Consider the following 13,024-nt stretch of genomic DNA (forward strand, 5'->3'; position numbering starts at 1 on the left):
GCCGGACAGCACGGGACGACGGCCCGCGCACACGACGGGCTGACGATGGCCGGGTCACGACAGGCCGATGGCCCGGGCACGGCCCGCGGCCCGTCGCTTCGGTCGGACGATCGGTGTCGCCGCGACGTTCCCGGATCTGACACGAACTCCCCGTTGCGGCGATGCCAGCCGGAGAGCCCCCAGGTGGGCCGGGGAGTCCGGCTCGGCGTACTACCGCCGCGGTTCGGAGATGAGCACCTGCTGGAGCGCCTCGAACTCCTCGACGCACTTGCCCGACCCCATCGCCACGGAGTGCAACGGGTTCTCGGCGATGTGGATCGGCATGCCGGTCTCGTGACGCAGCCGCTCGTCGAGCCCGCGCAGCAGCGCGCCGCCGCCGGTCAGCACGATCCCCCGGTCCATGATGTCACCGGACAGCTCCGGCGGGCAGCGGTCGAGCGTCACCTTCACCGCGTCGATCACCGCGTTGACCGGTTCCTCGATGGCCTTGCGGATCTCCTCGGCGGTCACCACGATCGTCTTCGGCAGGCCGGTGACGAGGTCGCGGCCGCGGATCTCCGCGCTGGGCTCGTCCGGGACCTTGTACGCCGAGCCGATCGCCATCTTGATCTCCTCGGCGGTGCGCTCGCCGAGCATCAGCGAGTACTCCTTCTTCACGTAGGAGATGATCGCGACGTCCAGCTCGTCACCGGCGGTGCGGATCGACTGGCTGGTGACGATGCCGCCCAACGAGATCACGGCGACCTCGGTGGTGCCGCCACCGATGTCGACGACCATGTTGCCGGTCGGCTCGTGGACCGGGAGGCCGGCACCGATGGCGGCGGCCATCGGCTCCTCGATGATGTAGACCTTGCGGGCGCCGGCCTGGTAGCCGGCGTCCTTGACGGCCCGCTGCTCGACCCCGGTGATTCCCGACGGCACGCACACGACCAGCCTGGGCTTGGCGAAGTGGCGACGGCGGTGCACCTTCTGGATGAAGTACCGCAGCATCCGCTCGGTCGTCTCGAAGTCGGCGATGACGCCGTCCTTCAGCGGCCGGACCGCCACCACGTTGCCGGGAGTGCGGCCGATCATCCGCTTGGCGTCGGTGCCGACGGCCAGGATGCCCGAGGTCGTGGTGTTGATCGCCACGACACTCGGCTCGTTGAGCACAATCCCGCGGCCACGCACATAGACCAGCGTGTTGGCAGTACCGAGATCGACGGCCATGTCACGACCGAGGAACGACAGCGAACTGGACATCGTCGGGTACCGACCTTCCCGGGGGATGCGGTCCTGGCCGCCTCCGGCACGGCGACGGGAGTTGGCTGGAGTCACCAGGTAGCGGAGTCACCCGGTAAGCGGAGTCACCAGGTAACCAGGGGAAGCGCGTGGAACACGGACAGGGGTCGTGGTTCGGGCGGGGTCACCCGGTGCGCCCACCAGGTTGCATCGCGGTGACCGACCTCGTCGACCGCCGCGACGCACCGTGCACGCTCCGGGCAGGTACTTGAAGGGTAGACCGCCGAGCGGCCCACCGCCGGCCCCACCGACGGTGGGGACGCTCGTGTCACCCTTGGTCGGGATCGACCTCGACTGGGGGTGGATGAACCACGAAGCCGATACGCCCAGCATCGGCCGTGCCTCCTACCGGAGCGTGGCCGACCTCGATCGACTCACCCCCGCCGGACGCCCGCCAGCCGTCACGCAGCCGGCCCGGACGTCAGCTCAGGCCGGGGAAGAACAGGTCGATCTCGCGCTTCGCGGACTCCGGCGAGTCCGAGCCGTGCACGAGGTTCTGACCGATCTCCAGCGCGTAGTCACCGCGGATCGAGCCGGGGGCGGACTTCACCGGGTCGGTGGCACCGATCAGCCCGCGGGCGGCCTCGACGGCGCGCGGCCCCTCGGCGACCAGGGCGACCAGGGGGCCCGACACGATGAAGTCGACGAGCTCGCCGAAGAAGGGCTTGGCGGAGTGCTCGCCGTAGTGCGTCTCGGCGACGGAACGCTCCAGCGTGCGCAGTTCGAGAGCGATCAGGGTGAGTCCCTTGCGTTCCAGCCGGCCGACCACCTCACCGACGAGGCCACGGCTGACGCCGTCCGGCTTGACCAGGATGAGGGTGCGCTCGGCGGACACGGTTCTCCTTCACGATCATCGACATCGTCGTCTTAGTCGGGAACCCGTGGGCCCCTCGTCAACTTACAGGGTGCCCGCGACACGTTCATGGCCGGACCGGGCCACCTCGGGGCGCACCGGCTCCCGCCTCAGGAACCGAGCAGGACCCTCGCCCGGCCCACGACCGGCGCCGAACCAGTGACCAGCACGCCCGCGCCGCCCAGGTCGGCGTCCTGCTCGGCCAGCCGGACGGCGTCGTCGATCGCGTCGTCCAGGCGCGGGGCCACCTCGACCCGGTCCACGCCGAACACGCCGGTGGCGACGGCCGCGAGGTCGTCCACGGGAAGCCCGGCCGGGCCCGCCCCCGAGGTGATGACCACGGCGGTGAGAACCGGTTCCAGGGCGGCCAGAACGCGGGCGGCGAGCGCCTCGTCACCGTCGATGGCGACGACGCCGATCAGCACCTCGAACGTGAACGCCTCGTCCAGGGCGCTCACGAGCGCCGCCGCGGCGGCCGGGTCCCGGGCGACGTCCAGCACGATCGACGGCGAGGTGCGCACGATCTCCAGGCGGCCCCGCCCGTCCACCCGGGCGAGGCCGGCGCGGACGGCGTCCAGGTCGAGCTGGTTCTGGCCACCGCCGAGGAATGCCTCGACGGTGGCGAGCGCGACGGCGGCGTTGTGCGCCTGATGGGCGCCGTGCAGCGGCAGGAACAGCTCGTCGTAGGTGCCACCGAGACCCTTGAGCACGACCATCTGGCCGCCGACGGCGATCCGCCGCCCGACCACGCCGAACTCCATGCCCTCCCGGGCGACGGTCGCGCCGACGCCGGCCGCCCGCCGCAGCAGCGCCCGCGCGGCCGGCAGCGCCTGCTGGGCGAGGACGACCAGGGCGTCCGCGTGGATCGCCGCGCCGACCCGCGCCGCGATCCGGTCGAGTGCGGCCGCCTCCCCGTCCGCGGCGCCCGGGCCCTTCCCCGGATCGTGCTCGGCGCCGGGGATGACGTCAGCGGCGTCCGGACAGCCGGGGACCGCATTGCCGAGGACCGCATTGCCGAGGACGGTGTCCTCTTCGCCTTCCCCGGGAACGGAGACCGGGGTCACCGCGGCCACCGGGGCGACGAGCAGGTCCGCCAGGTCACCGAGTTCCGCGGAGCCGTCCCAGCCGGACTCGATGACCGCCAGGTCGACCGGGGCGTCGGCGAACGCGGCGAAGGCCACCGCGGCGAGCAGCTCGAAGGCGCTCAGCGGCCCGTCGTCCTCCACCAGCGGCAGGTAGGGAGCGACATCCTCGTGGGCCCGACCGAGCGCGTCGGCCTCGATCACCGCGCCGGTCAGCCCGATCTGGGCGACGGCGCCGAGCCAGTCGGGCGAACTCAGCGAGCCGGTCCGGATGCCGAACTCGTCGAGCAGCGCGGTGATCATGGAGACCGTGGAACTCTTCCCCACCGAGCCGGCGACGACGATGCTGGGAAAGGTCCGTTGCGGCTGGCCGAGCACGTCGAGCAGCCGGCGCAGCCCGGGCAGCCCCGGCCCCGGGCGCACGCCCGCGCGCTGCGCGTACGCGGCGGCGAAGGAGGGCGGCCCGGCCCCGGTGGGTTCCCCGGGACCTGCGGTGGTTCCGGCGTTTGCCGCGGTGCCTGTCACGGCGTTGATCCTACGAGTTCGGAGCACCGGTGACGGCCGACGTCCACCCGAGCCGCCGCCCTGGCCGTCCGTTTCCGTCAGCAGGAAGCTCGGCTCGTCCGGGTTGTGCCGGTCGCTACTGTCAAGCCCAGACAGCGAGGGTGGGAGTGACTGGTGACATGGACCTACGAGGCGGCGAGCGCCGCACTGGCCGAATCGGTGGACCTGGAGAAGCAGGCGATCACCGCTGAGCCGCCGGTGCCCAGCCTGGACCGGATGCGGGAGCTCGCGAGCCGGCTCGGCGACCCCCAGCGCCGGATCCCCGTCATCCATCTGACCGGCACGAACGGCAAGACCTCGACGGCCCGGATCGCCGCCGCGCTGCTCGACGCGGCTGGCCTGCGGGTCGGCCTCTACACCAGTCCACACCTGGAACGAACGAACGAGCGGCTCGCCGTGAGCGGCCGGCCGATCGACGACGACGAGTTCGCCCACGCCGTCGGTGCCGCGGTGGACGCCGCCGCGCCGATGACGTCCCGCCCCACCTTCTTCGAACTGCTGACCGCGGCGGCGTACCACTGGTTCGCCGAGCGGGCCGTGGACGTCGCGGTCGTCGAGGTCGGCCTGCTCGGCCGCTGGGACGCCACCAACATCGCCGACGGCCGGGTCGCAGTCGTCACCGGCATCGGCGCCGATCACCTCGACTATGCCGGCAGCATGGCCGGCGTGGCCCGGGAAAAGGCCGGCATCGTCAAGCCCGGCGCGCGGCTCGTCCTCGGCGACGTCGAGGACCGTTTCGACGACGTGTTCACCGCGACCCCGGCCGCGACGGTGCTGCGGCTGGGCCCGGACTTCGGGACGGCGGGCGGGCGGCCCGACCCGGCGGGGCGCCGGGTCGACCTGCGCACGCCGCGGGCCCGTTATGACGATGTGCTGCTGGCGCTGCACGGGACCTATCAGGACGCCAACGCCGCGTGCGCGCTGGCGGCGGTGGAGGCGTTTCTCGACGGCCCGCTGCCGGCCGCGGTCGTCCGCGCCGGGCTCGGCGCCGTGCGGGCACCCGGCCGGCTGGAGATCCTCGGTCGCGGGCCGTTGCGGGTGCTGGACGGCGCGCACAATCCCGCCGCCGCAGCGGCGCTGGCCACGTCGCTCACCGAGGAGTTTCCCGGGCGGCGCTGGACGGTCGTCTACGGCGCGCTGCGCGGGCACGACTTCGAGGGAACCCTCGCGGAGCTACCCGGCGATCGGATCGAGGCGCTGGTCTGCTGCGAGCCCGCTTCGCTACGGGCGATCCCGGTGGACCAGCTCCTGGCTGCCGCCCGCCGGCTGGGGCACCCGGCCGTCGAGGCGCCCACCGTGGCGGCCGCGGCGGCGCTCGCTGTGGAGCGGGCCGGAGCGGACGGGGCGATCCTGGTGACCGGGTCCTTCTACCACCTCACCGAGGCGCGCCGCGGGCTGGCCGACATGCGCCAGTGAGGGCAGCCCGCCGCTCAGGTGCCGGCGGACCGCCGGCCCGCGGCGGGCGCTGCGGACGATGGCCGGTCTCAGGCCGACTTCTCCTGACGGGGCGCCCGCTTCGAGGCGACGTCCCGGGGCACGAGCGTCGGATTGACGTGTTCGAGGACGACCTCGCGGGTCACGACCACCCGCGCGACGTCCTTGCGGCTCGGGATGTCGTACATCACCGACAGGAGCACCTCCTCCATGATCGCCCGCAGGCCGCGGGCGCCGGTGCCGCGCAGGATCGCCTGGTCGGCGATGGCCTCCAGCGCGTCGGAGGTGAAGTCGAGATCCACGCTGTCCAGCTCGAACAGCCGCTTGTACTGGCGGACGAGCGCGTTCTTCGGCTCGGTGAGGATGCGGATCAGCGCTTCGCGGTCAAGGTTCGACACGCTGGTGATGACCGGCAGCCGGCCGATGAACTCGGGAATCATCCCGTACTTGAGCAGGTCCTCCGGCATGATGTCGCCAAAGACGTCGGTGGCGTCCGGGTCGTCCTTGCCGTGCAGGACGGCGCGGAAGCCCAGCGACTTCTTGCCGATCCGGGACTCGATGATCCGGTCCAGCCCGGCGAAGGCGCCACCCACGATGAACAGGACGTTCGTCGTGTCAATCTGGATGAACTCCTGGTGCGGGTGCTTACGGCCACCCTGCGGCGGCACGCTCGCGGTGGTGCCCTCGAGGATCTTCAGCAGGGCCTGCTGCACGCCCTCGCCCGACACATCCCGAGTAATGCTGGGGTTTTCCGACTTACGGGCTATCTTGTCGACCTCGTCGATATAGATAATGCCCGTTTCGGCCTTTTTGACGTCATAATCGGCGGCCTGAATGAGCTTGAGCAGGATGTTCTCGACATCCTCGCCCACATAGCCGGCCTCGGTGAGCGCGGTCGCGTCGGCGATGGCGAACGGGACGTTCAGCATCCGGGCAAGCGTCTGGGCGAGCAGCGTCTTGCCACAGCCGGTCGGGCCGAGCAGCAGAATGTTGCTCTTGGCGAGCTCGACCTCGCCCTTACCGCCCTCGCCGCTGCCGGAGCCACCGGCCTGCACCCGCTTGTAGTGGTTGTAGACGGCGACGGAGAGGGTCTTCTTCGCTGTCTCCTGGCCGACGACGTAGCCGTCGAGGAACTCGTAGATCTCCCGAGGCTTGGGAAGCTCGTCCCACTTGAGCTCGGAGGACTCGGAGAGCTCCTCCTCGATGATCTCGTTACACAGATCGATGCACTCGTCGCAGATGTAGACGCCAGGGCCGGCGATGAGCTTTTTCACCTGCTTCTGCGATTTACCGCAGAACGAGCACTTGAGCAGGTCACCGCCATCACCGATGCGTGCCACCGAGGACTCAGTCCCTTCGCCCAGACGATGGTGTCGCCTGCATGTCAGGGGCGGTTGACACCGCCCGGTCGTCGCGTGTCTGCCTGCAACCATCCCCGTGGGGACGGTACCCCGCCAAGCGACCCGGTGAGTGCCCTATCGCTCGGCTCATACCGGTCAGCCTACGGTCACCGTGGCCGTCCCCGCGCGCCCACGCCGTCCCCTTAGGCCAACGCGTCACACGTCGAACCTGCTGGCCGGATTCAATCCCGTCGGCGCGCCGTGCGTGGTATCCGCGCCGGAGCAGATACATGGGCAGCAATCGCCCCGGCGCGGGCCGCGCGACCGACGGGACCCACCTCAGCTCGTGGTGGCCAGCCGGGAGGACTTCCGGGTCTTGATGACCTCGTCGATGAGGCCGTATGCCTTGGCCTCGTCGGCGCTGAAGATCTTGTCTCGCTCGGTGTCCTTGCGGATCTCCTCTTCCTTCTTGCCGGTGTGCGCGGCCAGCATCCGCTCCAGCAGCGAGCGCATCCGCAGGATCTCGCGCGCCTGGATCTCGATGTCGCTGGACTGGCCCTCGCCCTGCGCGGACGGCTGGTGGATCAGGATCCGGCTGTTCTCCAGCGCGAACCGCTTGCCCGGCGTACCCGCCGCGAGCAGCACCGCCGCCGCCGACGCCGCCTGCCCCATGCAGATCGTCGAGATGTCCGGCCGCACGAACTGCATCGTGTCGTAGATCGCCGTCAACGACGTGAACGACCCACCCGGCGAGTTGATGTAGATCGAGATGTCCCGGTCGGGATCCTCCGACTCCAGGAACAACAACTGCGCCATCACGTCGTTCGCCGACACGTCGTCGATCTGCACACCCAGGAAGACGATCCGCTCCTTGAGCAGCTTCGAGTACGGATCCATGCCGTACTCGCCGCGGGAGGTCTTCTCGATGATGTTCGGCAGGACGTAACGGCCCTGCGGCTGCGCGGCGGCAGCCTGGCGGGCCTGCTCAGACCGCACCTGATGGTAGAGGGTCTCGTTGAACATGATGGCTGCCTCCGGGAACGGATGACGGTGGCGGTCCGGCCGAGCGGGGACCGCTCAGCTCACCGGGCCTTCGCTGGGGACCTGACGGGCCTGCTGGACGACTTGGTCGACGAAGCCGTAGTCCTTCGCCTCCTCGGCGGTGAACCATCGGTCCCGGTCGGAGTCACGCTCGATCTGCTCGATCGGCTGACCGGTGTGGAACGCGATGCGCTCCTGCATCATCCGCTTGGTGTAGAGCATCTGCTCCGCCTGGATGGCGATGTCCGAGGCCGTTCCGCCGATGCCGCCGGAGGGCTGGTGCATCATGATCCGCGCGTGCGGCAGCGAGTAGCGCTTGCCTGGCGCCCCGGCACAGAGCAGGAACTGCCCCATGGACGCGGCGAGGCCGAGCGAGACGGTCGCGACGTCGTTCTCGACGAACTGCATCGTGTCGTAGATCGCCATACCCGCGCTCACCGAGCCACCCGGCGAGTTGATGTAGAGGAAAATGTCTCGGGTCGGGTCCTCGGCGTTGAGCAGCAGGAGCTGCGCGCAGATCGTGTTGGCGATCGAGTCCTCGACCACTGATCCGAGGAAGACGATCCGGTTGGCCAGCAGGCGGTTGAACACCTGGTCGTCGAAGGCTGGTCCACCCTGGCCGGGCGAACGGAGCTCCGGACCGGGCAGGCGCGGAACTGCGAGGTTACTCACGGTCAGCTCCTCGGCTTCCTCACATGGGGCGGCTGATTGACCGGCTCGACACTATCTGTGACACGCGTGAGTTCCGGCCGTTCAGGCTCGTTGTTCGCGCTGGGCGTGAGGACCGGCCGGTCCGGACGGCCGCCCCGACGACGGGCCGCGACATCCGGCGACGCAGGGTCGACATCGGGCGGGTCAAACCGGACCCGCCGCCCGTTCGGCCCGCGAGGGGGCAGTTTCGACATACCCCCCCCGAACAGCGATGGCCCGAACGGTGATGGCCCCCGGACCGGGTCCGGGGGCCATCGGGGAACTCAGGCGGCGTCAGATGTCGCGGTCACCGCTGCCGCCGGCAGTCGCGTCGGCGGCGGCCGTCGCGTCCTGCTCGGGCTCGCCGTCAGCGGCGGCCTCGACCTCGGCCGCCTCGCCCTCGACGCCTTCGACCTCGCCCTCGACCTCGCCCTCGACGCCTTCGATCTCGGTCTCGTCGTCGGCCGCGGGGCGGGCCGGCAGCAGGAGCTGCACGTCGTTGCCCTCGCCGTCGACGACCTTGGCGTTCTCGAGGAGCAGGAAGAGCGCCTTGGTCCGCAGGACGTCGGCCATCAGCGCCTGCAGCCCCTCGCCCTGGGCAAGCTGCTGGGCGAACACGTCAGGCTGCATGCCGGACCGCTGGGCCCGCATGATCACCTGCTCCATGAGCTCGCCCTGGTCGATCCCGATCGACTCGGCGTCGATGACCGCGTCGAGGATGAACTGCGAGCGGATCGCCTTGCCGGCCGTCTCCCGGACCTCGGCGTCGAACTCCTCGGCGGACTGGCCGAGGGTTTCGAGGTAGCTGGCCCGATCGGTGCCGATGTGCTCCAGCTCGTGCGTCAGCCGGTGCTCACGGGCCTCGATCTCACCGGTGAGCAGCGAGTCGGGAACGGGGACCTCGACGCGCTCCAGCAGGCTCTCCAGGAGCTTCTCCCGGGCCTGGCCGACCTGCTCGGTGCGACGCGACTGCTCCAGCCGGCCGCGCACATCGGCCCGCAGCTCGTCGAGCGTGTCGAACTCGCTGGAGGTGGTGGCGAAGTCGTCGTCGAGGTCGGGAAGTTCCTTCTCCTTGACCCCGCGGACGGTCGCGGTCACCTGCGCCGGCTTGCCGGCCTGGTCGCCACCGAGCAGCTCGGTGGTGAAGGTGCGCGACTCGCCGTCGGCCGCACCGATGATCGCCTCGTCCAGGCCCTCGACGAGGTTGCCGCTGCCGACCTCGTAGGACAGCCCGGTCGCCTCGGCGCCCTCGACCGGCTCGCCGTCGGCCTCGGCCGACAGGTCCAGCGAGACGAAGTCGCCCGTCTGCACGGGCCGCTCCACCGGGGTGAGCTGGGCGAACCGGTCCCGCAGCGCGCCGAGCTGCTCCTCCACCTGCTCATCGGTCACCTCGACCGTGTCGACGGTGATCGACAGGTCGGCGAACTCGGGCAGGGTGAGCTCGGGCCGGACGTCGACCTCCGCCGTGAACACCAGCTGGCCGCCGTCGGCGAACTCGGTGATGTCCACTTCCGGCCGCGACAGCACGTCGACCTCCTCGGCCTGCACGGCCTCGGAGTAGAGCTGCGGCAACGCCTCCTGGACGGCCTCGTCGAGGATGACGCCGCGACCGATCCGCTGGTCGAGGATGCGGGGCGGGACCTTGCCCGGCCGGAACCCCGACACCTTCACCTGGCGGGCGAGCTTGCGGTACGTGGCGTCGAGCGAGGGCTTGAGCTCGTCGAAGGGCACCTCGACGGTGAGCTTGACCCGGGTCGGGCTGAGGGTCTCCTTGGTGGCCTTCACGGCGCGGCGGTCTCCTGGTACGACGTTGGACGGGGTGACACGCCGAGGCTATCGGTCGGGGCGGGGAGACTCGAACTCCCGATCTCCTGCACCCAAAGCAGGCGCGCTAGCCACTACGCTACGCCCCGAGGCGTTGCACGCTTATCCTACGGGGTAAGCTCGCCTCGATCACCATGCGGGTGTAGCTCAATGGCAGAGCCCCAGCCTTCCAAGCTGGCCATGCCGGTTCGATCCCGGTCACCCGCTCCAGTCCCGGACCGCCCGCGGGCGGTCTCGGCAGCTCGGCGCCAGGCCCGTGGGGCAGCGCGGGGTCGCCGTGTTCACCGGCGGTGCCCTTCGCCGATCGACTCCGGCCGGGGCGGCCGATGCCACGCTGTGGTCTGTTCAGTCCGGGTCGACGCCGTGGGCATGCCGCGATGGCATGCTTCCCGCGTGCGTCGCACGAAGTCCCGGCTCCCACCAGGGATGCAGCCGACCGTGCACGTCGGTCGAGACCCCACCGGGTACACGGGGTGTTACTCGCGCGGGTATTTTCCATTTTGGCCGATAGATCCCGAGATGTTCGGAGGTCCGTATCGTGACCAGACGCCGCGACTGGCTTCCGGTGATTGTCGGGATCGGGATCGGGGTGAACACGGCGCGACTGCGCGGCCGGCTGCACGCCCTCGAGGTCATCGACCTCCAGGGCGATGACGTCAGGGCCGACGCCGGCGCCGACGGCCTCGGGGCCGCTGACCCCTCCGCCGGATCGCCCACCTCCGCCGGATCGCCCGCGGGGACCCACTATGCGCTGCTCACCGCACCGGGGATCCGGCTGAGCGCCGAACAGCGCCGCGCCGCCACCGCGCACGCCCGCCGCCGCGAGCTCGACGTGCTCGATCTCGTCCCGGCGCGGCTGCCCGCCGGCCGCGTCCTGGACCTGGCCCGGATGGTCGACCCGACCACCTACCGGACGAGTCGGCTGGCGCGTGGCCGCAGCGCGGGATTCGCCCTGCTCGTCGACCAGGACCTGCTGGTCCGCGCCGGCGTGGCCACGGCGGACCAGCCGCGGTTCCACGCCCGCTCCGAGATCACCGATCTGACCGAGTCCGAGATGGTCGCCGCGGTCCAGCTCGGCAAGCGGCATGCCGCCGCCAGCACCGACCTCGCCGTGCTGCCGGGCCTGGTCGGACCGGATACCGACCACGGGGCCGGTCGGCTCGCGCTGCAGCGGGCGGCGTATGCCTGGGAGCCGCTGCAGCGCGTGCTGCCCGCGCTGCGCGACGGTGCCGTCCTGGGCGGCGCGGCGGGCAACCCGGCCGGCGCCGCCGCCGCGTTTGCCCTGTCCTGGCTGCAGCCCGCCGTGGTCGGCGGCCGCCGCGTGCGCGTCGCGCCGGGGGCATTCGCGTGCAGCCCGATCACCCGCCGCTCCGTCGCCGCCGCGCGGGTTCGACACGCCTGGGCGACCAGCCGTGAGCTGGCCACCCACCGGGGCTCGGGCGACGCGAACCAGCCGGTCGACAGCACGCCCGCGGTGCCCGGCGGGCAGGCCGCCCCGCGGCGCGACCCGCTCGTCGTCTCCGTCCGGCCCGATCCGGCCGCGGTCGCGCGAGCGCGGCCTGGCTACCGGGCAGAGCTCGCCGCGGGTCTGGACCGGTTCTTCGAGCCGGCCCAGACCACCTGTCCCTGGTGCGGCGGACCGAACATCAGTCCGCGCATGCGCGGGCGCGAGGTCGCCCAGGGCAAGCCCGGCGTCTTTCGGGTCGATCGCTGCGCGGACTGCGGCCACTCCTTCCAGAATCCGCGCCTGAGCCCCGGCGGACTGGACTTCTACTACCGGGATTTCTATGACGGCCTCGGCGCGGCCGGAATGGAGGAGGTCTTCGGGCACAGCGACGAGCCGTACCTCGCCCGGGCCCGCCAGCCGATCCCGACGCCCCGGAACTGGCTGGACGTCGGCGGCGGCCACGGGCACTTCTGCAACTCGGCCCGCGTCGTCTGGCCGACCACCCGCTTCGACGCCCTGGACATGGGCGCCGGCATCGAGGAGGCGGCACGGCGCGGCTGGGTGGACCACGCCCACCGCGGCTCCTTCCCGGATCTCGCCGGGGAGGTGAAGGGCCGCTACGACGTGATCAGCATGTTCCACTACCTGGAGCACACCCGGGACCCGCGGGCGGAGCTGGACGTCGCCGCGACCGTCCTGGAGCCCGGCGGCCACCTGCTGATCGAGGTGCCCAATCCGGACAGCGCGGCAACGCGTTGGTACGGCAGCCTCTGGCCCGGCTGGCTGATTCCCCAGCACCAACACCTCATCCCGGCCGCTAACCTCGTCCAGGCACTCACGGAGCGCGGATTCGAGGTGCTGGCGCCGGCCTTCGGCGAGGTCCACCAGAAGGGTGATCCCGTGATCGCCACCTACGGCCTGCTGCAGCGGCTCGCGCCGTCGCCGGCGCTGCCCTGGCGCGAGGTCGACCATCCCGGTCGAGAGCGGGCGAAGCGCGTCCTGGCGATCGCGGCGCTGGCCCCGGTCTTCGCCGCGGGACTGGTCGTCGACGAGCTCAGCCGGCCGTATCTCACCTCCGGGACCAGGTCCAACGCCTACCGGATCCTCGCCCGTCGGCGGTGACGGCGGGCAACGGCGGGCAACGGCGGGATCTGTCGCGGCAACGCGCGGGCCGGCGTCGGCCCGCGCTGACCCCGAGCGCCGAGCACGTGACGTAGCCTTCCGGCGACGGAGGGGGACGTCGGATGGGGCACACCCGCACGCGGCAGACCGGCGCGCCGAGGCGCGGCGCGGCCCTGCGGTGGCTGGCGGTCAGCGCGCTCGTCGGCGCCGTCCTGGCCGGGTGCGGCGCGGCGTGGGCCCCCCCCCCCCCCCCCCCCCCCCCCCCCCCCCCCCCCCCCCCCCCCCCCCCCCCCCCCCCCCCCCCCCCCCCCCCCCCCCCCCCCCCCCCCCCCCCCCCCCCCCCCCC

At 71.6% G+C, this 13,024-nt stretch carries 9 protein-coding genes and 2 tRNA genes; 3 read left to right on the top strand and 8 right to left on the bottom strand.

What is annotated here, in order from left to right; translation table 11 throughout:
* Positions 1-210: 210 nt before the first annotated feature.
* The 3 genes from MXD60_RS12240 to MXD60_RS12250 form a co-directional block, all read right to left on the bottom strand.
* Complete coding sequence (locus MXD60_RS12240) at positions 211-1,242, bottom strand: rod shape-determining protein (protein WP_101835586.1); 1,032 nt, start codon at positions 1,240-1,242, stop codon at positions 211-213.
* A gap of 460 nt (positions 1,243-1,702) precedes the next feature.
* Positions 1,703-2,116, bottom strand: coding sequence for a nucleoside-diphosphate kinase (ndk, locus tag MXD60_RS12245; RefSeq protein WP_248819156.1), 414 nt, complete (start codon positions 2,114-2,116; stop codon positions 1,703-1,705).
* Between the two features lie 128 nt (positions 2,117-2,244).
* Positions 2,245-3,741, bottom strand: coding sequence for a glutamate ligase domain-containing protein (locus MXD60_RS12250; RefSeq protein ID WP_248819157.1), 1,497 nt, complete (start codon positions 3,739-3,741; stop codon positions 2,245-2,247).
* A 153-nt stretch (positions 3,742-3,894) separates the two neighbouring features.
* Here MXD60_RS12250 and MXD60_RS12255 point away from each other — a divergent pair, with 153 nt between their 5' ends.
* On the top strand, positions 3,895-5,196 hold the full coding sequence (locus tag MXD60_RS12255; protein ID WP_248819158.1) for a bifunctional folylpolyglutamate synthase/dihydrofolate synthase: 1,302 nt from the start codon (positions 3,895-3,897) through the stop codon (positions 5,194-5,196).
* Positions 5,197-5,264: 68 nt separating this feature from the next.
* Here the strand turns inward: MXD60_RS12255 and clpX are convergent, their stop codons facing one another.
* From clpX to MXD60_RS12280, 5 genes are all read right to left on the bottom strand, one after another.
* Positions 5,265-6,554, bottom strand: coding sequence for an ATP-dependent Clp protease ATP-binding subunit ClpX (clpX, locus tag MXD60_RS12260; protein ID WP_248819159.1), 1,290 nt, complete (start codon positions 6,552-6,554; stop codon positions 5,265-5,267).
* A gap of 339 nt (positions 6,555-6,893) precedes the next feature.
* Positions 6,894-7,577 (bottom strand): ATP-dependent Clp protease proteolytic subunit, encoded by a 684-nt coding sequence (locus MXD60_RS12265; protein ID WP_248819160.1) that lies wholly within the window; start codon positions 7,575-7,577, stop codon positions 6,894-6,896.
* Between the two features lie 54 nt (positions 7,578-7,631).
* Entirely contained in the window at positions 7,632-8,267 is a 636-nt protein-coding gene (locus MXD60_RS12270; protein WP_248819161.1) for an ATP-dependent Clp protease proteolytic subunit, read from the bottom strand.
* Between the two features lie 312 nt (positions 8,268-8,579).
* Entirely contained in the window at positions 8,580-10,070 is a 1,491-nt protein-coding gene (gene tig / locus MXD60_RS12275; RefSeq protein WP_248819162.1) for a trigger factor, read from the bottom strand.
* A gap of 55 nt (positions 10,071-10,125) precedes the next feature.
* Positions 10,126-10,198, bottom strand: a tRNA-Pro gene (locus MXD60_RS12280).
* 47 nt (positions 10,199-10,245) lie between these two features.
* Between MXD60_RS12280 and MXD60_RS12285 the strand changes: the two genes are divergently transcribed.
* Both MXD60_RS12285 and MXD60_RS12290 read left to right on the top strand, forming a co-directional pair.
* Positions 10,246-10,319 (top strand) — tRNA-Gly (locus MXD60_RS12285).
* 328 nt (positions 10,320-10,647) lie between these two features.
* Positions 10,648-12,678, top strand: a complete 2,031-nt coding sequence (locus tag MXD60_RS12290; RefSeq protein WP_308222450.1) for a class I SAM-dependent methyltransferase — start codon at positions 10,648-10,650, stop codon at positions 12,676-12,678.
* The last annotated feature ends 346 nt before the right edge of the window (positions 12,679-13,024 follow it).

Origin of the sequence: Frankia sp. AgB32 (genome assembly GCF_023243045.1) — a bacterium.
GTDB lineage: Bacteria > Actinomycetota > Actinomycetes > Frankiales > Frankiaceae > Frankia.